The sequence below is a fragment of the Clostridium sp. genome, from assembly GCF_017888565.1.
Lineage (GTDB): Bacteria > Bacillota > Clostridia > Clostridiales > Clostridiaceae > Clostridium.
On sequence record NZ_JAGHFX010000004.1, the window covers coordinates 42,582 to 66,559 of the forward strand.

The window sequence follows — 23,978 nt, forward strand, 5'->3', positions numbered from 1 at the left end:
ATGTTATAATTATATGGAAATAATTAATAAAATAGGTATTAAAATGGGAGATATAAATGAAAACAGGAAGATTAAATAAAATTACTGATGTTAAAGGAATAAAGGTTGGTCATAAAACAATTGATAATGGAGATATTCATACAGGTGTAACTATTATTATTCCAAGTGAAGATAATATATTTCAAAATAAATATGTGGCATCATCTTATGTAATTAATGGATTTGGAAAAACGAGTGGTTTAATTCAAATTGATGAACTTGGTACTTTAGAAAGTATTATAGGTCTTACAAATACCTTAAATGTAGGCACTGTTCAGCAAGCTATTGTAAAGCATATGTTAAAGGATAATCCTGATATCGGTAAAGAAACAGGAACTATTAATACTGTTGTAGGGGAATGTAATGATGGTTACCTTAACGATATTCGTGCTTGTGCTGTGAAAGAAGAAGATGTCTATGAAGCTATTCATAATGCAACTATCGACTTTGAACTTGGTAGCGTAGGGGCTGGTAGAGGGATGTCATGTTTCCAAATGAAAGGTGGTATTGGATCTGCTTCTCGTATTGTTGAGCTAGATGGACAAGAGTACACTGTAGGTCTTCTTGTATTAAGTAATTTTGGATTAAAAAAAGACTTTATTTTCGATAATATTAGTTTTTCAGATATTGATGATGAAACTTTAGAAAAAGGTAGCATTATGATGATACTTGCTACTGATATACCATTGTCATCACGTCAACTAAAAAGAGTTTGTAAAAGAATGAGTGCTTCATTAGCAAGGTTAGGATCATATTTAGGAAATGGAAGTGGTGATATCGTAATAGGATTCTCTACTGCTAATATAATTCCTCATTATCAAACTACTGATATAATTAATATAAAGGAAATTCATGAAAATAAAATTGATATAGTATTTAGAGCTTCTATTGAAGCCTGTGAAGACGCAATTATGACCTCATTATATAATAATAAAACTCTTATAGGAAGGGATGGAAATAGTAGACTTTCACTAATAGACACATTAAATAATAAATTTTAATATATAAAAGATCTCTATATAAATAGTATACAGTAAAACCATTTATATAGAGATTTTTTATCTATATTTTTATTAATTTATTTTATCTATAAAATCTTTCCTAAATTTATGTTAACATTTAATCTGATATTTAATTATTATTTATTTGAATACTTTTTATGAGTTAAAATAACTTCCTTTGCCATTCCTTTTAAAAGTTCTGTTGTCATTAATTGATCTTCTGCATGCATTAAAAGTAATGATATTTGCACCTTATCTCCTGATGCTTCTTGCATAATTAGAGAACTATGTGATTCATGTGCTTTTATCAATGAATCTTCTGCATCCCTTACTAATTTATCTGCTTCTTCAAAACATTCTTCTCTTGCAGCTCTCATAGCTTCAAATAAAGCTGATCTTGCTTCTCCTACATTACTAATTAATTGAAATGATACTAATTCTAAATTATCCATTTATTCCATCCTCCACTATTTATCTACTTTTGCACTTTTACTACTTTGGCTACCTTTGTTTCTACTGCTGCTTTTTTTACAGCCTCTGCTACTGCTGCCCCAACACCTTTTTCAAATGCCTTTGGAAGAATTTTTTCTTCACTTAACTCTTCTATTGAAACAAAATTTGCTATAGCATAAGCAGCTGCAATTTTCATCTCTTCATTTATTTCTGTTGCCCTAACATCTAACGCTCCCCTAAATATTCCTGGGAAAGCTAATACATTATTTATTTGATTTGAATAATCCGATCTTCCTGTTCCAACTATCCTTGCTCCAGCATCCTTCGCCTCTTCTGGAAATATCTCTGGAATAGGATTTGCCATAGCAAATATTATAGCACCTTTATTCATTCTTGATACCATATCCTTAGTCAAAACATTTCCAACTGATACACCAATAAATAAATCTGCTCCATTTATAACTTCACCTAATTTACCTTTTTCATTATTAGGATTCGTTATGGAGGCTAATTCTTTTATTGATTCATTAGGATAATTCATCCCCTTATATATTGCTCCATCCTTGCCACAAACTATTAAATTTCTTATTCCAGATGATAACAACAATCTAGTAATAGCACTACCTGCTGATCCATCTCCATTAACAATAACTTTTAAATTTTCTAATCTTTTTTTAACTATTTTTAATGAATTTACTAAAGCCGCTAAAACCACTATTGCTGTTCCATGTTGATCATCATGAAATACTGGTATATCTAATTTTTCTTTTAATTTTTTTTCTATTTCAAAACATCTTGGTGCTGATATATCTTCAAGATTTACTCCACCTAAAGTAGGAGATATTCTAACTATTGTTTCAACTATTTCATCAGTATCCTTTGTGTTCAATACTAATGGAAATGCATCCACATCAGCAAAATTCTTAAATAGTATACTTTTTCCTTCCATTACTGGTAATGCTGCTAAAGGTCCAATATCTCCTAAACCTAAAACTGCAGTTCCATCAGATACAACTGCTACTGTATTCCACTTTCTTGTATAAACATATGCCGCTTCTGGGTCTTTATGTATTTCTCTACAAGGCTCTGCAACACCAGGAGTATATGCTAAACTTAAGTCTTTTTCATTTTCTATAGCTACTCTTGAAGTTATTTCAAATTTTCCTTTTACTTGTTTATGAAATTCTAAAGATTCCTCATATATATTCAAGTATATCACCCTTCTTTCTTTTCACTAAACAACTTTAGTACCATGAATTTCTTTAGCTCCAGTATATTCTAAAATATACTCTCTATTATCTTTATTAACACCTTTCCCCGGCATAATTATTATTCTATCTTCTGCATAATCGACTAATTCCTTAAGCTTATCTTTTCCTTCTAGTGCATTTTCACATCCACCTTTAGTTAGTATTCTATCTACTCCAAGCTTTACTAAATCATCAATTGCAGATTTTTTATCATCAATACTATCAAAAGCCATATGAAATGTTACTTTCATTGGTTTAGCTGCTTCTACCATTTTTTTAGTTAAGTCTAAATCTATTGTGTTTCCTTTCAAAGCTCCTATTACTACACCATGTGCTCCTAAATCTTTACACAATTTAATATCTTGTATCATTATATCAGCTTCATCTTCAGAATACTCGAAGTTTCCACCTCTTGGCCTTATAATAACCATTATTGGAATATTTAACTTTTCTACAGCTTTTTTAATTGTTCCAAAACTAGGTGTTGTTCCGTCTTCCAAAAGATTATCACAAAGTTCTATTCTATTAGCTCCTAAATCTTCAGCTCTAACAGCCTCATTGTAATTTCCAACACAAGCTTCATATATACTCATAAAATTACTCCTTACTTTAGTCAAATGTTATAGGCGACTTAATTCTCTTTAAATAGGCATCTAACCATTCTTGACTTGCTACTTCATAAGTAGTTTTTCCATTTTCTTGTTTATTACACACGTAGACTGTTGGTTCTAAATCTTCTGTAACTACTGAGAATGAGAAACCTTCAATATTTGTAGCAACTCCAAATTCTCCTTTATTATTTAATGCTACTACTGATAAATCACCAGCCTTACCTCTTCTTCTTATAAGCTCTTTATCTAATTTTTCAACTGCCATATCAGCTGCTTCTTGAGGATGATGCCCTTCTTTCATTAATCTTACTATCTCATAAGATATACATCCCTTCATTAAATCTTCTCCAAGGCCTGTTGCTGTAGCACCACCAACTTCACTATCTACATAGAAGCCTGATCCAGATAAAGGTGAATCCCCTACTCTTCCTTTTTTCTTCATAAATAAACCACTAGTTGATGTTCCTGCTACCATTTTCTTATTAGAATCAAGTGCCACCATTCCAACTGTATCATGTCCATCATATGGGCTCAACCCTTCTTTTGCAATTTCTCTTCTTTTCTTTTCATAATGTAATTTTGCTCTATCTGTAAGCATATTAACTCTTTCAAAACCATTTTTATGGGCAAATGCTTCTGCACCTAACCCCTGTAAAAAGCAATTCACTTGCTCATTGCTTAATTTTCTTGCTATACTAATTGGGTTCTTAAAATCTTTAATTCCAGCTATCGCACCAATTGAAAGGGAATCACCATCCATATAAGCAGCATCTAGCTCAACTTCACATTCTTCATTTGGTAATCCACCATATCCTACTGATTTATAGAAAGGAAAGTCTTCTACCATTTTTATTGCATTTTCTATTGCATCTCCTGCTGATTTTTCATCCCTTAATAGTTCTGCTGAACTAGTTATTCCTTCGACTGCCATTCTCCATGTTGCTATCATTGCATATTTCATAAGTCTCTCCTCCACTTCAATTAACTATGCAATTATTAAAAGCAATATCTATGCCAACATTGTATGTAAGTAGTATTTTAAAGAATATTATAACTATTAATTGCCTTTGCATATAAGTGTATTGTAAAATGATACATATAATAATAATTTAATTTATTTTTAATACAGTAACTTAAATTTTTTAATAATAACAATACAAATTACATATATCTTCTATACAAACAATAATCTTATAAGAAGGGATCACTTATGAAAAGAATTGATTTAATTTATAATACTGTTAAAAAGCTTGATAATGGTGATGGTATAACGACTTTAGATATAAGTAAATATCTTAATTTGGAGCGTTCAAATGTAAGCAAAGATTTAAATATACTATTAAAAAATGGAAAGCTATTTAAAAATAATAGTCGTCCAGTAAAATATTTTTTTAATAATCCTAACGCTACTGATTTTTCTAAAAAATCTTCAATGGATAAACTAAGTTATTTATATCCATCCCTTGCTCCTGCAATTAAATTAGCTAAAACTGCAATACTATACCCTCCAAATGGTATGAACTCCTTAATAATCGGTGATACAGGGGTTGGTAAATCCATGCTAGCAAAGCTTATGCATGAGTATTCTAATTCTTTAGATGATACAAAAGATATGCCTTTCATTCATTTTAACTGTTCAGATTATTCAAGTAATACTCAACTATTAAGTGCTCAGTTATTTGGAGTAAAAAAAGGTACATTTACAGGAGCTAATGAGGATAGACCTGGATTAATAGAAGAAGCAAATGGCGGTATTTTATTCTTAGATGAAATTCATAATCTACCAAGTGAAGGCCAAGAAATGTTATTTGTCTTTATGGATACTGGATATTTTAAGAGATTAGGAGAAGTATCTAAAAGAATTAAATCCTCTGCTCGTATAATATGCGCTACTAACAAAGATATAAATTCATCATTATTAGACACATTTATAAGAAGAATCCCTATAAAGATAAATTTACCTGATTTAAATGAAAGGCTTTTAGAAGAACGATTGACCTTAATAGAATCTTTTATTAAAGAAGAAAGTATAAAACTAGATAAACCTGTACTTGTATCAAAAAATTCAATGTTATGTTTATTGTCCTATGATTGTCCGTATAATGTTGGACAATTAAAAAATGATATTATTCTTGCTGTGGCTAATGCTTATTCCGAGTATTTTATAAATAATAAAAAACATATAAAAATAAATAGTCCAGATTTACCTTTGGATATTAAAAGAGCTCTTAATAATCCTTTAGATCGAGAAAAACTACTTATTGAATCTCTTAATTCAGTAGATGGATACTTTGTTTATGATAAAAATACAGAGATAACAAGCCATTCATTTTTAAAACAAAAACATATGATTTTATCAAGCTACAAGGATTTTATAAATAATATAGATAGTGCTATACATCATAAAGAAAATTGTACAAATTTAATTATTAATTATTTTACTAAATATATCGATTCAGTAATTGAAAATAAGGCTAATTATAATTTCAATTTTGAACAATCAGCATATGATGAACTATTATCTAAACTATTAGGATTAGATTATAATATAAATGAAAAACTTTCTAATAGTGATTTTAAAACTTTCTTTAACATTCATATCGATATGATTTATGACCGAATCGATCTTATGGATTACTCTACTCTACCTTCATTAAATAAACTAAAGTCTATATATAAAGACTATTGTCCATTAACTATGGAAATTAAATCTTTAATTGAAAAAACATATAATATAAATTTATCTGACTTAGAATTTATTTTCTTAATGACATTTACTATATACTGCATTAATAAATTAGATACCTCTAAACTATAACTTGCAGATTAATTTTTAGATTTTCAAAATAAAAAGCACCTAATAAGATGTGATTATTCTTATTAGGTGCTTTTAATTTATCATATAATTTATTTAATTTTCAAATAAACCAAGCTATTACTTTTAGAACTAGATACTTAGATACAATATCTTTATTAGCTTACTAAGTTTATCATATCTTTAATATTTAATATCTTACTTACTTCATTTTCTTGCATACCACATTCTTCAATAGCAACATCCTTAACATATCTTTCTGTATTTAAGGCCTTCTTAGCAATATATGCAGCTTTTTCATATCCCAATACTGGTGCTAAAGCAGTTACAATTCCTATACTTCCATTTACAAGGTCATTACATCTTATTTCGTTAGCCTCAATTCCCTTAATGCAATTTTCTACAAATGTTTCTATACCATTTGTTAATATTATTATAGATTCATATATGTTATGCATGATTATTGGATAGAAAGCATTTAACTCTAATTGTCCACTTTGAGTTGCCATAGTTATTGTTAAATCATTTCCCATTATTTGAAATGCTATTTGCTTCATTACTTCAGGCATTACTGGATTAACTTTTCCAGGCATGATTGAAGAACCATTTTGCTTTGAAGGTAATTTTATTTCTCCAAAACCAGTTCTTGGACCTGATGACATCAATATTAAATCACCTGAAATCTTACTTAAGTTAACAGCACAAACCTTTAACTGTGAAGAAATATCAGCATACTTATCAAGATTTTGAGTTCCATCAATTAAATCTTCTGACTGATTTATATCTTCTCCAAATAATTCTGCTAATACCTTCGTTACTTCTTTTATATATCCCTTAGTAGCTGTTATTCCTGTTCCTACAGCTGTTCCCCCTAAATTCACTTTTAATAATGAGTCCTTAACATTTTCTAATCTGTTAGCATCTCTACCTATAGCTAGTGAAAATGCTTTAAATTCAGAACCTAAACTTATAGGAACTGCATCTTGCATTTCTGTTCTTCCCATTTTTATAATATCAGTAAATTCCTTAGCCTTTTCATTTAATTCACTTTCTAAAACTTTAATATTTTTTATGCATTTAACTAATAACTTATATGCCGTTATACTAGCTGCTGTAGGAATTACATCATTTGTTGATTGTCCCATATTTACATGATCATTTGGGTGAACTGGATAATACCCACCTTTTTTATATCCTAATATTTCATTTGCTCTATTTGCTATTATTTCATTTATATTCATATTCATTGAAGTTCCAGCTCCACCTTGAATAGGATCTATAATAAATTGATCAAAATATTTTCCATCACATATCTCATTACAAGCTTTAATAATAGCATTACTTAACTCTTTTTTTAATTCTCCTGTTTTCTCATTTGTGATTGCACATGCTTTTTTTACTATAGCTAAATTCTTTATAAATTCTTTATTTATATTTAATCCACTTATTCTAAAGTTTTCATATCCTCTTAAACTTTGAACTCCATAGTAAGCATCCTTTTCAACATATTTTTCGCCAATAGAGTCTCTTTCTTTTCTATATTCCATCTTAATACCTCCTAAGTAATAAATACCTTTAAATATTTTCTTACTATTTTAGAAAGCAATATATATGCCAAATATATTAATATTGATTTATAGTTACTTTTTATAAAATATTTATTCACTACCAATAACTGTATTATTTTTCTTTGACTATTCCACCACTTTTTATACACTAAATTTATTTTGCAATTTATTTAACACACTAATTTGCAATTCATTCTTTTTTTACACTCTATTTAAATTTATTTATGATTACAACAATAAAAAAATCTTAGAATAATTTTAAATTATTCTAAGATTTTTTTCATTATATTATTTTGCTAGTTCATAAATTGCCCTTGCATATGCTTCTACACATTTCCTAAGCTGATTTATTTCTATATACTCATTTTTTTGATGGGCTAAATCAGGTTCTCCTTCATTAAGAGGACCAAAAGCTACTGTATTTGGCATTAATTTAGCATAGGTTCCTCCACCTGAAGCTAAAAGTTTAGCTTCTTTCTTGAATGCCCCTTCATAAGCTTTCTTTAAGCTTTTTATAAGATTATGATCTTTCGGAAAATGTAATGGATAATTATGATTTCCCATAATAAAATTTAAAGTACTTAAGTCTACTTTTTCTTCAACTTTTTTAACTATTTCCTTAAAATCAATAGTTACTGGATATCTTACATTAAATCTCATTCGTATCTCTTCAGAATCTCCATTAACAATCCCTAAATTCATAGTTAATTTTCCTGATTCCTCATCTTCAAAATTAATTTCTAAATTTTCTCCATTATAGCCTCTTCCAATAAGATTATTAAAATCCCTTAAAAATGCTGTAAAGTCATCATTAAAATTTAAAGCTTTATATAAATACTCCATCATCTTACATACTGCATTATCTCCTTCTTCTGGAGTGCTAGCATGAGCAGATTTTCCAAAAGATTTTATTAATATTGAATCTTCATTTTCTAAAGTTTCAATATTATATACCTTATTTAAATCTTCATTATTGAAATTATTTAAAAAGCTTTTATCTTTAAAAGATATTTTAACTTCACAAATATCTGGAACTATATTAGACTTTTTACCACCCTTAATATATTCAAGTTTATATTTTTCACTTGGAGATACTTTATGAGTAAGTTCAAAGGTTAGTATTCCTTTTTCTGAAGTAACTATTGGGAAGTATGCATCAGGTGTAAAACATAATACTGGCGGCTTCTCTCGCTCCAAATAATAATCTATATCCTCTGTTCCTGATTCCTCATTAGTTCCAAATATAATTCTAACATTTTTAGATAACTTAATATCTGAATCCTTCAATAACTTTAATGCATATAATGAAGCAAATAATGGTCCCTTATCGTCTACTGCTCCTCTTGCATATAACTTTCCTTCCTTGATTACTGGACTAAAAGGATCTGTGTCCCATCCATCTCCAACAGGAACTACGTCTATATGTCCAAGCACACCTACATAATCTTCACTATCTTCATTTTTATATTCAGCATATCCAATATAATTATCTAAGTTTGTAGTGTTAAATCCATAACTTTTACATATATCTAATATACATTCTAATCCTAATTTTATGCCACTCCCAAAGGGAGCAGCATCTTGTTTTTCACTTTTCACTGTGTTTATTTTAAGGATTCTAAATAAATCATTAAAAAATTCATCTTCTAACTTTAGATTATCAAATAAATACATAATTTATTACCTCACTTTTATATTATAGTGAGAAATCAAAATCATCATCATCTTCTTCAGCTTCTTTTACTTCTAATTCATATTGCTTCTTATCCATCATCTTAATAAATGGATACCATATTCCCATAACAACAAACATATCAAATAATTGTAATAATGCTCCCCTTATACTTCCAGTAATTAAGTATCCTTGAATTATTGGAGGAGTTGTCCAAGGTAAGTAAATTCCGTTTGGTTTTGGTACTATTCCAGTACTCATTGCAAAGTAATTTATACAAATAAGAACTACTGGTGCTAATATTAATGGAATAAATGCAATTGGATTTAAAACCATAGGTAATCCAAACATAATTGGTTCATTAATGTTGAATATACCTGGTACTGTTGATAACTTACCAATTTCCTTGTATTGCTTTGATCTAGCTCTTAATGCTAAGAATATACAAACAGCAAGTGTTGCTCCTATTCCCCCCATATATACTAAGTCATAGAACTGTTCAGTTAAAATATGTGGAGGTTGAAGCCCAGCTTGAATTGCAGCCATATTTTCTTCTTGTAATTGTAACCAGAACGGTCTTACAACACCATTTAATGTTGAAGTTGCATTAACTCCTAAGAACCAGAATAAAGTAGATAACACTGCTAATCCTATAGCTCCAAATATATTATTTCCAACTAAAGCTTGTGCTGGAGCTGCTATCATTGTATAAATCATATCAAATATTGAACCATATGAAGTCATTTGGAATAATGTACGAACTATTAGCATTAATGTAATAATAACAAATCCAGGAATAAGTGCTGAGAAAGCTTTTGAAACTGCTTCTGGAACACTTGGTGGCATCTTAATTGAAATATTTTTCTTAACAAATATATTAAATATTTCTGTAACTGCGATACCTACAAATATAGCAACTATAATACCTTTAGCTCCTACCCAGTTACCAATTTCAATCATTCTTCCTACATAATGTGAAGTACCTTCTATTTCAATATACTTATCAAATGGCATTAATATAATGAAACTTGCTATACTTATTAAAGATACTGTAAAAGCATCTATTCTATATCTCTTTGACAGGTTATATGCTATAGCCCCTGCTATATAAACAGCCATAAAATCAAAAGTTACTCTTACAGGAGTTTTAATTAATTGATAAAAACCCTCACCAAAAAGTTTCACCTGTAGATCTTCCCATCCTGGTATAGGAAAATCAGCAATTATCATAAATACAGATCCTATTATTAAGAAAGTCATTATTGTTGCAAAAGAATCACGGATAGCTCTTAAATGCCTTTGTGCAGATATCTTTTGAGCTATAGGAATAACTTTTTCTTCTAACATTGCTTCAAACTTATTCATTTTATACCCTCTTCTCCTTATTGAGCTTATTGATTAGCTCTTATCATTTTTATTGCTTGCTTTAATACCTTTTCACCATTCATTGTTCCATAATCAGCTGCGTTTATAACATCTACAGGAATATTTTTTTCTTTACAAGGTCCTTCTATATCTTTTAGTAAGAATTTTACTTGAGGTCCTAAAAGAACACAATCTACTTGTTTTTCATTTAATGTTTCAAAAGACTTTGCAAAAGGAAGCGCTTCTATGTTAACATTTACATTATGCTTAGTAGCAACCTCTCTCATTTTTGTTACTAATAAACTTGTTGACATTCCTGCGTCACAAAATAAAAATATGTTTTTCATAATAATTCCTCCCAAATAAATTTAATTTATTAATTATACAATTATACTAAGCAAGTTTTATACCAACTTTTTAATAATTCTCCAATCTCTTTATTTTATTAATACTTTTCTAATATATTGAGGGTATAAATTTATAGTTCCTTCCAGTGTATTGTATCTTAACACACTCATTTTATAATTTTCTAATTAATTTATACTAGTGTATCATTTTTTTAATTTATATATACAATAACTATTATCCTAGAATACAATTAGAAGATTTCTTCTATGATATATAATATCAGCTTTCATAATAAAAAATATAGCCTTAATCATTCTTAAAATTTCCTGTTGTATTACAAGTAAATCTATAGAACATATTAAAGGCTATATTCATAATTTATTTTTTTATTTTTAAATTTATATTTCTGCCTTCACCTATGTAGTACACATCATTTTAGAACTCATTATTATTTTACTTAATATTATATAATGTGTCTACTTATCTTATACTAATTATTATATTGAATAATATTCTAGCAAACTATAATTATTTATAACAATCTTATAATAAGGCATCTTGAGAAAGCTTCTTATATCTTTCATATCTTTCTTTAGCATCTTCTTCTGTTTTAGCAAATAATTCTTCTGCTATTTCAGGGAAAGCTTTTGCTAATGAAGCATATCTTACTTCTCCCATTAAGAACTCCTTAAGACTGCTATTTGGTTCTTTTGAATCTAAGCTAAATGCATTCTTTCCTGCAACCTTAAGGTCAGGATTATATCTGTATAAATGCCAATATCCAGATTCAACTGCTCTCTTTTCTTCATATGGGGTATTAGACATACCCATCTTTATTCCATGACTTATACAAGTTGAATAAGCTATTATTAATGAAGGTCCATTATAAGCTTCTGCTTCTGCAATTGCTTTAAGTGTTTGATTTAAGTTAGCACCCATACAAACTTGTGCTACATATACATAGCCATAAGTCATTGCTATTAAACCTAGATCTTTCTTCTTTGTTCTCTTTCCTGTTGCTGCAAATTTTGCTACTGCTGCTTGTGGAGTTGATTTTGATGATTGACCACCTGTATTTGAATATATTTCTGTATCAAACACTAAAACATTAACATTTTCACCTGATGCTAAAACGTGATCTAAGCCACCATATCCAATATCGTAAGCCCAACCATCTCCTCCAAATATCCATTGAGATCTATGAACGAAGAATTCTTTATCTTTTAAAATTTCCTTTGCAATTTCAGAATTGTCTTCTTCTAAAACTCTTGTTAAGTTTTCTGCTCTTTGTCTTGTTCCTTCTCCACTATCCTTATGGTCTAACCAATCCTTTAATACAGCTTTTGTATTTTCAGGCATATTACCTTCTAAAGCAATCTTAATGTTATCTGCAATTCTTTCTCTAATTGTTTTAACACCTAAATACATTCCTAAGCCGAATTCTGCATTATCTTCAAATAAAGAGTTTGCCCAAGCAGGACCATGACCATCATAATTTGGTCTATAGGCTGTTGCTGCTCCTGATGCTGCCCAAATTGATGAACAACCTGTAGCATTTGCAATCATCATTCTATCTCCAAATAATTGAGTAACAAGTTTAGCATAAGCTGTTTCTCCACAACCTGCACATGCTCCTGAGAATTCAAGTAATGGCTGCTCAAATTGACTACCTTTAACAGTAGTTTTACTCATAGGATTTGTCTTTTGAGTAACTTCTTCAACAGCATAATTCCAAGCTTCTATTTGATCACTTTGTGTATCCATAGGCTTCATAACCAATGCTTTTCCTGGTGCAGGACAAATTTGAGCACAGTTTCCACATCCAGTACAGTCTAGAGGAGTTATTCCTATTGTATATAAATATTCCTTATCTCCCTTAATTCCATTAGCCTTTAAACTCTTATAGCTACTTGGTGCATTTTTAACTTCTTGAGGTGTAGCTAAAAATGGTCTTATAACAGCATGTGGACATACAAACGAACATTGATTACATTGGATACAGTTTTCTGGAATCCACTCTGGAACATTAACTGCAATTCCCCTCTTTTCAAAGGCGGTTGTACCAGACATGAATGTACCATCTTCTGCTCCATATTCTATAAATTTAGATACAGGCAAGTGATTTCCTTCTAATTTATTTATTGGAATACATATTTCCTCAACGAATTTAGGAACATCCATTTTTTCTTCTAATTTATCATCTTCAGCATTTTTCCATTCTTCAGGTGGATTTATCTTAACTAAAGATTCAATACCTTTATCTATAGCTTCGTAGTTCATGTTTACTACTTTTTCACCTTTTTTACCATAAGATGTAACAACTGCTTCCTTTAAATATTTAACAGCATCTTCAAGTGGAATTATATTAGCAAGCTTAAAGAAAGCTGATTGCATTATCATATTAATTCTTCCACCAAGGCCTATTTGTTGTGCTATTTTTATTGCATTAATAATATAAAAGTCTATATTATTTTCAACTATATACCTCTTAATGCTTGCAGGAAGTCTATCATTTAGCTCTTCTTCAGTCCAAATTGTATTTAAAACAAAGGTACCATTTTTTCTAAGTCCTTTTAATAAATTATAATTATACACATAAGATTGATTATGACATGCTACAAAGTCTGCCTGATCTATTTCATAATGTGATTTTATTGGGGTCTTACCAAATCTTAAGTGAGATACAGTTATTCCTCCTGATTTTTTAGAGTCATAAGCAAAATATCCTTGAGCATACATATTTGTATGGTCACCAATTATCTTAATTGCACTCTTATTAGCACTTACTGTTCCATCTGATCCTAGTCCCCAGAACTTACATGCTGTTGTTCCTTCTTCTGCAACATCAATTTCTTCTTTTGGTGAAATTGATAAATTAGTAACATCATCTTCTATACCAATAGTAAATCTGTTCTTTGGCTTATCTTGACTTAAATTCTCAAATATTGCTGCTATATGTGATGGATATGGGTCCTTTGATCCAAGTCCAAATCTTCCCCCATATACCTTAGGTACATTATCCATTTCACTTACTGCTCTAACAACATCTAAGTATAATGGCTCACCAATTGATCCTGGTTCTTTTGTTCTATCTAACACTGCTATTTTCTTAACAGTCTCTGGTATAACCTTTAGTAATTTTTCTATTGAAAATGGTCTATAAAGTCTTACTTTTACAAGTCCAACCTTTTCCCCTTTTTTTCTTAAATAATCTATAGCTTCTTCTGCAACTTCCATTACAGAACCCATAGCTACAAGTATTCTATCTGCTTCTGGATCTCCATAATAATCAAAGCAGTGATATTCTCTTCCTGTAAGCTCTGTAATTTTTGCCATATATCCTTCAACTATTTCTGGAATGTCATCATAATATTTATTTAATGATTCACTTAATTGGAAATACGTGTCTGGATTTTGTGATGTTCCCCTTACAACTGGATGATCAGGATTTAATGAATTTTTTCTAAAATCATTAATTGCATTATAATCAACTAATTTAGCTAATTCTTCATATTCTAAAACTTCTATTTTTTGAATTTCATGAGATATTCTAAACCCATCGAAGAAATTAAGAAATGGCATTCTGGCTTTAATTGCAGTTAAATGTGCAACTGGTGCTAAATCCATAACTTCTTGTACTGACCCTTCTGATAATATTGCAAAACCGGTTTGTCTTGCAGCCATAACATCTTGATGGTCACCAAATATACTTAATGATGATGTTGCTATTGCTCTAGCTGCAACATGTATAACTGCTGGAAGTCTTTCACCCACCATTTTATACATATTAGGAACCATTAATAATAAACCTTGAGATGCAGTAAATGTAGTAGTCAAAGCTCCAGCTTGAAGAGATCCATGTACTGCCCCAGCTGCCCCAGCTTCTGATTGCATTTCTACTATATTAACTGGTTTTCCAAAAATATTTTTTCTTCCTTGTGCTACCCATTCATCCATATGTTCTGCCATAGGTGAAGATGGAGTAATTGGAAAAATTGCACTTACTTCTGTAAAAGCATAGGAAACATATGCTGCAGCAGTATTCCCATCCATTGTTTTTGTTTTTCTCATATCTTTATTAGTCCTCCTTATGATTTAAAAATAACTGCATTTATAAATAAACTTATAATAATTTAAGTATTTGCATAGAACTCGTCTATTATTCAATTTTAAAAACATGTATTTAAAATACTATACCAAAATTTTCTTCTATTTAAAAGATAATAATTATTCTTAAATAATTATTAAACAATATTCTTTATTCAAAATAAAAAAGCAGGAGATAATTCTCCTACTTTACCACTTTAATTCCTTCTTCATTTCAATCACAAGTATATGTGATTTTTTATCAGCCTTTATTAAAATATCTTCTTCAACTATTTCAAGTGCATCTCTTTCATTTAATTCTAAACTATTAATTGTAGAATTTCCTTCTATTTGAACTAAATAAGCTTGTCTATTAGAAGCAACTTGAAAATCTATTTCTTTTCCTTCATCTAATTCTACTACATAAAAGTTTGCATCTTGATTTATTTTAATAGCAGCCTCTCCATCTTTGCTTGAAACTATATTAAGCCATTTATTTTTTCTATCGTTCCAGTTAAATCTATAATCACCATATGCTGGCTTATATCCTTTTTTATCTGGAATAACCCATATTTGTAATAACCTAGCTGTACTGTCTCCTAAATTATATTCACTATGATATACACCTGTTCCTGCACTCATATATTGAACATGGCCTCTAGAAATAGTATTTTTATTTCCCATAGTATCGCCATGAGTTAATTCTCCATCAACTACATAAGATACTATCTCCATATCCTTATGTGGATGTAAATCAAAGCCAGTATTCCCTTCAATCAAGTCATCATTTATAACTCTCAATACTCCAAAATTCATATTATCTATATTAAAATATTCTGCAAAAGAAAAATGGAATATACTCTTAAGCCAACCTAAATTACTTTTTCCCATGTTCCTATGATCTAACTTTCTTAACATAATCAACCCTCCTTAGTTTCTTATAAAATGAAAAATTAAACTTAATGATATGTATCAATGAAACTAATTCTTCATTTAATAATTTTAAGTAAAGAATTATAAGTTGGCGAAGATAAATAGAATATGTGAAATAAGCATATAGCGAGCAATTAGAAGTACTTGGTGAAGGAAAAACTACTAGGCCTTAGTGTTGTTGGTTTGTTTGAGCGCAGCGAGTTAACCAAAACTCTTGGCATAGTAGTTTTTCCAATCCTAGTACTTCTTTGCACAGCTATTTGGCTTATGGAACATATCTAGTTATCGTAGCCTTTATATTCACTTATTTCATTATCTTTACTCTGTTTTCTATTGGTGAAAATTCTTTTTCTCCAGCTGGAGCAGTTCCTTTACCAAATGGCATTTGAGCAATCATTTTCCAGTTACTTGGTATATCAAATTCTTTTCTAACTTCATCTTCAATTAATTCAGTATAATGTTGTAATGTTGCTCCAAGTCCTTCAATTGATAACGCTGTCCAAATAGCAAATTGTAACATTCCTGAAGTTTGCTCTGCCCAAACTGGGAAGTTATCTTTATAAAGTTCAAATTGTTTTTGTAATGATTCTACTACACTAAAATCTTCGAAATATAATACTGTTCCGTGACCAGCTTTAAATGAATTTATTTTTTGTTCAGTTGAAGCAAAACTTTCTTCTGGAACTATTTTCCTTAAAGCTTCCATTGCAATATCCCATAACTTATCATGTTTTTCTCCAAATAATACAACAACTCTTGAAGTTTGTGAGTTAAAAGCAGATGGAACGTGCTTTACTGCATCCTCTATTACTTCTTGAATTCTTTCGTCTGATACAGGTGACTCCTTACTAATTGAATATATACTTCTTCTTTCTTTTATTGCATCATAAAAATTTTTACTCATTTATATCATTCTCCTATCACATTATATAATCATTAAGGTTAAGTTCTTCAAATAAATTTTACTTAATCTCTATAGGCATCTTATTCAAAAAATATTATTTTAATGCCTTTCTTAATTGAATTAATTTATCTACTAAATCTTTCTTTGACTCTTCATTTAATTCACTAAATAAATCATCTAAAAACTCTTTATGTTTTGGAAATATATATGAAATAAATTCCTTACCTTCCTCTGTTAAAGAAACGTAAAATATTCTTTTATCTTTTTCACATTTCCTTCTAACAACTAATTTCTTTTTTTCTAATTTATTTATTACATATGTTATTGTTCCACTTGTTACCAAAATCTTTTCAGCTACTTTTTGTACTGGTTGATCACCTTTATGATATAGCATTTCTAAAACGCCAAATTCGCTAATATTCAGTCCAAATTCTTGAACATTTTTTTCTATTTCAAAAAACATATCATTATAAGTTCTAGCCATAGCAATAACTAGTTTTAAATTTATATCACTCATATCTTCACCTACATTATCTTGATTTCAAGATAATTATATTCCTAAAATATCTTTAAGTCAAGATATTTATTGATAATAATTATCGCTTAATAAATCCTTATTTTTCCAAATATAAATATTCAAAAGCAAAAAATCAAATATATACGAAAAAATATTGATGGCTCTTTTGAATAAAAGTGGATTCAACCGAACCCACTTTTTCTATTCATTAATATTTTCTCATAATATTTATATATTTTTACATATCAAATATATTACATTCTCTTTCTGTAAACCACTAACCCTGATAAAAGTAAAATAACTCCTATTACTATAAATTCACTCTTTTCTGATCCGGTATTAGGCAACTTACTATCCTTTATAGTATTGGTTGTTATTATTGTATTCTTATGACTTGAAATATCATTATCTAAACTATTAGATGAACTACTTTTTTTAATTAAACTATTTAAGGCTAGTTCTAACTCTTCTACTGATTTCTCAATTTCCTCCTTAGTTGCCTTTTCATCCACCATAACAGTCATAGATGATTTTAAGTATAACTGCAATTTATTCCAACTTTCATCTGTATAATCATTAGCATTTAACATTTCTATTTTATTTATTAATTCTTCTAATCTCGCCTTACTTGGCTTTAATCTTAACCTTAGAAACCTTTTAACTAACTTATCATATGTTTTAGCAACTTCTTTCTCCAAAGCATTTTCATCATTTATTACTTTCTTAGCATAATCTAATTCACTTTGTAATTTTCTCCAACCATCTTCTAGATATTCATTCTGATCTAAAGAATCAATCTTTAATATTAATTCTTTCAATGCAGTTTTATCTCCTTTTTTAAATGATAGCATGCTCATTACTTTACTTAATTTATAAAATGCTTTATCTATTTCCTCTTGTGTTGCATTTTCACTTTCTAATATTTTTTCTGCTTCTTTTAATGATTTCTTAAACTCATTAACAACTATTGGTACAACACTTAAAAGCTCTTCCTCTGTAACTTTCTTAGCCTCTAATACCGCTATCTCCAAGTGTTTTTTAAATTGCTCTGTAGGAGGATTGATCTCTTCATCTTTTTCTACTAACGTTTCAATAGCATCTGATAACAATTTTTCTGCTTCATCTATTTGAATTTGTGATGATTCATTAGAATCAAAAATCGATTTAGCAAATTTATATTTATCCATTAAATTGCTATAAGATTCTTCAGTGTATAAAGTTGAATCTATTTTTTTAACTTCTTCTAATAATTCTTCTAGGTCATAGCGATTAACTAATCCCAAAGCATTATCAATTTCTCCTAATTTAAATCTAACACCCATAATATACGTATTATTATTTGTATTAGTATCAAAGTTACCATATGAATTAAGGAAGAATGTACCATCATTCATGACAACATTTCCTGCATATCCGCAATCTCCTGCACGAGCTGAGTTAGTATAGTCATCACCTAAAATAATTCTATATTCTCCTTCATTACCATTCATTAAATCATCATAGGTTCCAACCCATCCAACCCAATCTCCTGCCATCCAATCATTATCATTAGTACTACCGTCATTATTAGTATCTAATTTAATTTCTCTAAAGCTAATTAATAACCTTCCACTTATTGGATCATAAGTAGCCTTGTGTCTTTCTCCATTTAAAGAACCTTGAACATATCTTGGACGACTCCATGTTTCACCTTCATCATCTGAGTAAAAAATAGTAGATGTATGCTTGTGTGATTGACTTCTTGCAAGTGCAACTATTCTATTTCCATCTGGTGATCTAAACATTCCAACTTCACAAATTTGAGCTTCTGATTCAACATCTCTATATTCACTTAAATATGGTTCAGGAGTTGACCATTGCTCTTCTCCATTCTCATCAAATGTCAAATAGGATTTATAATTAATATATGAGTAATCATGAAATACTCCCATCCATTTATCGATAAAATTACCATTTTCATCTTTTAATTGAATTAAACTTGCCATTGCAACAATAGTATTTATACCAGTTTCCCATTCTACATAGTCACTCCAAGTTTCACCATTATCTTCAGATATTGATGTCTTGAAACCTTTAAATGTACTTCCATGCCAAGCTGGTCCTCCTGATATTGATATTAACTTTTGACTTCCATCTATAAAGTTTAATTTATAAATTGTAGGCGTCTCCTCTGAATTTTTCCAAGTCTCATTAACTGAAATCCTTTTCTCCCATGTTAATCCTCCATCTGTGCTTTTACTCAATAATGCCTCTCCAAATCCATGCCCTTTTGGATAAACAGTTAAAATTGTCTTATCATCGTCTAATAATATGCTATCAGGCTGTCCAAGATATTGCCCTTCTTGTCTATCTATAACTATTTGTTTACTTGGATCTATTTCATAAGTTTTTAAAGCATTTTGTAAATTTATTGGTTTATTAACACGAATTTTAACTTCCTCAGAATATCCTCCTGCCTCATTTTCAACTCTTACTATAGTATCTCCATACCTAACCCCTGTTACTGATCCATCTGATTCTACTATGGCTATATTAGTATCTAAACTCGTAAACTTTATAGTCTTATCATCATTATTTGAAACTAAATTGGTAATTATTTGAGTCTTTTCTCCAATATTTATTTCTTTATATTTACTATCAATATTTAATCCATTTATAGATTTTATCTGATTTACTTCAGATTTAGTCAAAGCTCTATTATATATCTTAATCTCATCTAAATCTCCAATAAACCCGCGCCCACCAATAATTTTTAATGGTGCTCTCATTAAATTAGTTTTAGTATATGCATTAGTATCACCAACTTGGCTTCCATTAACAAATAAAGATAATCCATTTGATTTTGAATTTGTAACAGCCATATGAATCCACTCGTTATTAGGAACTATATACTTAAAACTTAATGTACCTGAATTAACATGGACTCCAGCATTTTTTGAATTAGCTCCAACTCCTACAGCTAAATCTATAGATTCTGAGTTTTGTTGCGTTGAACCAGTAGACTCTCTTCCATCCCACATAACCGAGGATGTCCCTGTACTATTTCCTCTCTTTACCCAAAAAGCTATTGTCCAATCCCATTCTAACTCTGCTGGTTCATTAATAACTAATTGGTCACTAGTTGAAGTAAACTTTAGAGCATTACCTGACTTGCCTTCTATAATTTCTCCGCCAGTCAAAGCTCCATTATAATAAACTCCATCTCCCCAATCATTCTTTATAGTATTATCATTTACATCATCAAAACTATAGTATGCTACTTCAGCTTCTTTTTCTATAAGTCTATTATTTACCACTACAGTTATAGTTGAACTCTTTGTTTGATCAATAACAGATGTGGCTGTTATATTTGCTATCCCAACTTTATTTGCTGTTATTAATCCCGAATTTTCAATAGAAACAATATCATTATCACTTGATATCCATTTTACAGTTGGATTTAAAGTGTTTTCTGGCAAAACACTTGTAGTTAACTGCAACTTATCTCCTACTAATATAGTTTTGTTTCCTTCATTTATTGAGACTGAATCTATAGTATTACTTCCACTATCCCTTAATGAAATATATTTCTTACTTATATTTTTTATTTCGTCCTTGATATTTTGCATATCCTGTGGCAGTGCTTCTCTTGTTTCATTAGTAGCATATTTTGCTCCACCATGTTGCCCAACACCATTTTTAGCTCCAGAATAGTTTAGTTTAACCATTTCAAATAATTTATTAATATCATCTTCTAGGCGTGGAATCTCTTTTTTCATTAGATACAATTTATTTACATCTCTTATACCTTCGGCCATTTTCTCCAGTCTTACTGAACTTTTCACCTTTCTACCTTCAGAATCCTTTTCATCCGGATATATTAAAAATGTATCTCCAGCTTCAAATGCCCAATGTGTTGTATCTCTTAATGGATCAGCTACCCATGCATCATAGGCCCAACGCATGTACCCTGTAGCACCTTGTGCTGCTGTAAACATCATTGTCCAATAACTCTCTCCTGGCATACTTAAAGCTAAAGAATTAGGAAAATGTTCTGTACATGTATAAATTGTAGTTTTATATTCCTTTTCAGATTCATTCCTTTCATTCACAAAATTCTTATACGCTTCTAAAGATCCCTTGGCTGCTGTTGATCCCACACTTAAATCATCTACTCTATTCGTTATATACTTGTAATTTTCACTAAAGTGATCCATTGCTGCTGCTTTCTTTAGTATATTACCATGTCTATTTTTAACCTTATCTACTACATCAAAAGCTTTATCCATATTTCCTCTTTCATCTATACCTATATAAACATCATCAAACCATGTTTTTTCATCTAAATGAGCTACTAGCTTATTTAAAAATTGTAACCATACTTCCTCATACCTAGCTGTCCCTGGTGATAACTCCTCTGACTTAATAGATGAACTTGTTTCATCATAATAAGTAACTCTATTTCCCCAAGGTATCATACTATAACAAACAATTTTATCTCCTATTCCTAAATTTTTATTAAATTGAATCCACTTATCAAAATCAGTAAAATCAAATTCAAATTTTCCATCTGCTCTTTTAGTCCACTTTACCATAGATGGATATCTTACCTTATTTTGACTATACGTCTGTCCTCCCCATGCTTCTTCTACTATTGAAGCCGTAATAGCATGTCCCCCTAATTCCTTGTACTTATTCATAATTGGTGTCAATATATCGAAATGCTCTTGTGAAAATGGCTCTACTCCATAGTACTCCGCCGAACTATATGGATACTGCCATAATTCTATATCAAAATCATATTCTATACTTTCTGGCATAGTTACATCTAATACCTCTAATGCATAGTTAAACTCTATATCATCTACACCTTCACCACTCACCGTTAATGTTCCCGTGTACATTCCAGGGTTAGCATTTCTAGGTATATTTATCTCAATCCAAACTTGCTGAAGAGAATTTGCAACCATATTTATTGGATTTGATGTATACAATATATCAGGCACACTTTTTTTCAAGCTATCATCACTTGGCGTTTGACTTGGATTTGAATTAGGACTATTATGATACCCCGCATCCCCTATATATGCCTTTGTTTCTTTTATAAAGGTAGATACTATATTTTCTTTAGATATAACTCCACTTTCAGAATTAAAATCACTTGCAGTTACTATTAAATTACTTATTGCACCTTCTTTCGATGCCAAAACGATTTCAGATATGACCTTATCAGCTTTCCATCCATATAATTCTTCATTCATGGTACCAAGAGTCATAACTTCAGCGTATCTATCCTGAGTATAGTGAGAATTAGTATCAACAATTGAACCATGAATCTCAGGATTTCCTGGTATAACTGTTATAGCTACAGAACTAGTTATATTAAACTCCTCTGAAGTTACTTGTATAATTGCTTTTCCATCTGAAACTGCTGTAATTAATCCCTCATCTGAGACTACTGCTACTTGTTCATTATCACTTGAATATTTTAAATCATCTGCCGCAGCATAACTTGGAGTAAATGTAGGATTTAATTGTTTCTTAGATCCTTCTATAATTTCTATGTCTTTTTCTAAATTGATTGATTCTACAACATATTTATTGTGTGTAATTTCAACTCTATCTACTTGTAGTACTGCTTGTTTGTGATTAGTATCAGAGTTTACACCTATTGCTTCCACCTTCAATGTATATTTACCTTCTGATAATCCTCCCCAAGCATATAAAGGATCTGTTTTATCTACTCTTGCATCAACTATATGTTCACTACCTGATACAAGTTCCCCTTTATCATTATAAATGGAGTACTTAGCTTTACCATTTTGAGGTGTCTTATTTCCATACACTTCTACTCTATTACCTATAAAATCTACAGTATAATATTTTTTTTCTGGATTTTCTTCTCCATTTTTTAATACATTATAATGCTCTGAACTATTTTCACTACCTGTCGAAACCCAATTATCTCCATAATAAGTAAAATAATTACTTTCTCCTGTAATAACCGAATCATCAATAATTGTCCTTACATTACTATTTTCCATTCCATGAACTAATACCATACTTACTTGTGTATACTGTACAAAAAATATAAAGGATAAAAGTAATACGCCAATTCTTTTCAATTTACTATTTTTCAAATTATTTCCTCCTTAAATTTAAAAATTTTTTTAAATTCTTTATTTAATCCCCCCTTTTAAACCTCTATACTATAACAGCGTAAAAATACTTAAATAACTTTATATCTAATTAAAACATTTACATCGTTTTCTTTTAAAATCCATTTACTACTTTTAATTTATCTCTAACTTTAATAACGCTATTATACACCTTTTATTTTAGCTTACTTTATAACCTTTTGTATATATTTTCCATTTTATATAATTCATATATTAATGACTATTTTTATAAACAATAAACTATACATATATTTATAA

The 23,978-nt window shown here is 29.6% G+C and carries 15 protein-coding genes; 2 read left to right on the forward strand and 13 right to left on the reverse strand.

What is annotated here, in order from left to right; all coding sequences use genetic code 11:
* The first annotated feature begins 56 nt into the window (after positions 1 to 56).
* Positions 57 to 1,040: a P1 family peptidase gene (locus J7M87_RS00485; protein ID WP_291647610.1), complete on the forward strand. Its 984-nt coding sequence runs from the start codon at positions 57 to 59 to the stop codon at positions 1,038 to 1,040.
* 137 nt (positions 1,041 to 1,177) lie between these two features.
* Here the strand turns inward: J7M87_RS00485 and J7M87_RS00490 are convergent, their stop codons facing one another.
* From J7M87_RS00490 to J7M87_RS00505, 4 genes are read right to left on the reverse strand one after another with little or no spacing between them, the layout of a single operon-like run.
* On the reverse strand, positions 1,178 to 1,492 hold the full coding sequence (locus J7M87_RS00490; RefSeq protein ID WP_008681058.1) for a PTS lactose/cellobiose transporter subunit IIA: 315 nt from the start codon (positions 1,490 to 1,492) through the stop codon (positions 1,178 to 1,180).
* A gap of 23 nt (positions 1,493 to 1,515) precedes the next feature.
* A complete protein-coding gene (locus J7M87_RS00495; protein WP_291647614.1) occupies positions 1,516 to 2,703 on the reverse strand; it encodes a malic enzyme-like NAD(P)-binding protein in 1,188 nt (395 codons plus the stop codon).
* 24 nt (positions 2,704 to 2,727) lie between these two features.
* Positions 2,728 to 3,336, reverse strand: coding sequence for a copper homeostasis protein CutC (locus J7M87_RS00500; RefSeq protein WP_291647616.1), 609 nt, complete (start codon positions 3,334 to 3,336; stop codon positions 2,728 to 2,730).
* A 16-nt stretch (positions 3,337 to 3,352) separates the two neighbouring features.
* Entirely contained in the window at positions 3,353 to 4,315 is a 963-nt protein-coding gene (locus J7M87_RS00505) for a N(4)-(beta-N-acetylglucosaminyl)-L-asparaginase (protein ID WP_008681064.1), read from the reverse strand.
* Positions 4,316 to 4,564: 249 nt separating this feature from the next.
* Here J7M87_RS00505 and J7M87_RS00510 point away from each other — a divergent pair, with 249 nt between their 5' ends.
* Positions 4,565 to 6,172 (forward strand): sigma 54-interacting transcriptional regulator, encoded by a 1,608-nt coding sequence (locus J7M87_RS00510; protein WP_291647618.1) that lies wholly within the window; start codon positions 4,565 to 4,567, stop codon positions 6,170 to 6,172.
* Positions 6,173 to 6,327: 155 nt separating this feature from the next.
* On the opposite strand, the gene J7M87_RS00515 is transcribed toward J7M87_RS00510, so the two are convergent.
* The 9 genes from J7M87_RS00515 to J7M87_RS00555 form a co-directional block, all read right to left on the reverse strand.
* Positions 6,328 to 7,716 (reverse strand): aspartate ammonia-lyase, encoded by a 1,389-nt coding sequence (locus J7M87_RS00515; RefSeq protein WP_291647620.1) that lies wholly within the window; start codon positions 7,714 to 7,716, stop codon positions 6,328 to 6,330.
* A gap of 309 nt (positions 7,717 to 8,025) precedes the next feature.
* Positions 8,026 to 9,411 carry a dipeptidase PepV gene (gene pepV, locus J7M87_RS00520; protein ID WP_291647622.1) on the reverse strand — a complete coding sequence of 462 codons (1,386 nt, stop codon included), beginning with the start codon at positions 9,409 to 9,411 and terminating at the stop codon, positions 8,026 to 8,028.
* A gap of 22 nt (positions 9,412 to 9,433) precedes the next feature.
* Positions 9,434 to 10,774, reverse strand: coding sequence for a PTS sugar transporter subunit IIC (locus J7M87_RS00525; protein ID WP_291647624.1), 1,341 nt, complete (start codon positions 10,772 to 10,774; stop codon positions 9,434 to 9,436).
* Between the two features lie 26 nt (positions 10,775 to 10,800).
* A complete protein-coding gene (locus J7M87_RS00530) occupies positions 10,801 to 11,121 on the reverse strand; it encodes a PTS sugar transporter subunit IIB (RefSeq protein ID WP_008681074.1) in 321 nt (106 codons plus the stop codon).
* Positions 11,122 to 11,665: 544 nt separating this feature from the next.
* Positions 11,666 to 15,193, reverse strand: coding sequence for a pyruvate:ferredoxin (flavodoxin) oxidoreductase (gene nifJ, locus J7M87_RS00535; RefSeq protein WP_291647627.1), 3,528 nt, complete (start codon positions 15,191 to 15,193; stop codon positions 11,666 to 11,668).
* Positions 15,194 to 15,418: 225 nt separating this feature from the next.
* A complete protein-coding gene (locus tag J7M87_RS00540; RefSeq protein WP_291647628.1) occupies positions 15,419 to 16,126 on the reverse strand; it encodes a pirin family protein in 708 nt (235 codons plus the stop codon).
* A 319-nt stretch (positions 16,127 to 16,445) separates the two neighbouring features.
* Complete coding sequence (locus J7M87_RS00545; protein ID WP_291647630.1) at positions 16,446 to 17,045, reverse strand: nitroreductase family protein; 600 nt, start codon at positions 17,043 to 17,045, stop codon at positions 16,446 to 16,448.
* Positions 17,046 to 17,139: 94 nt separating this feature from the next.
* Complete coding sequence (locus J7M87_RS00550; protein ID WP_291647632.1) at positions 17,140 to 17,562, reverse strand: MarR family transcriptional regulator; 423 nt, start codon at positions 17,560 to 17,562, stop codon at positions 17,140 to 17,142.
* Between the two features lie 254 nt (positions 17,563 to 17,816).
* The gene (locus J7M87_RS00555) at positions 17,817 to 23,681 is read right to left on the reverse strand and encodes a glycoside hydrolase domain-containing protein (protein ID WP_291647634.1); all 5,865 of its coding nucleotides are present in this window, start codon (positions 23,679 to 23,681) and stop codon (positions 17,817 to 17,819) included.
* Between the last annotated feature and the right edge of the window lie 297 nt (positions 23,682 to 23,978).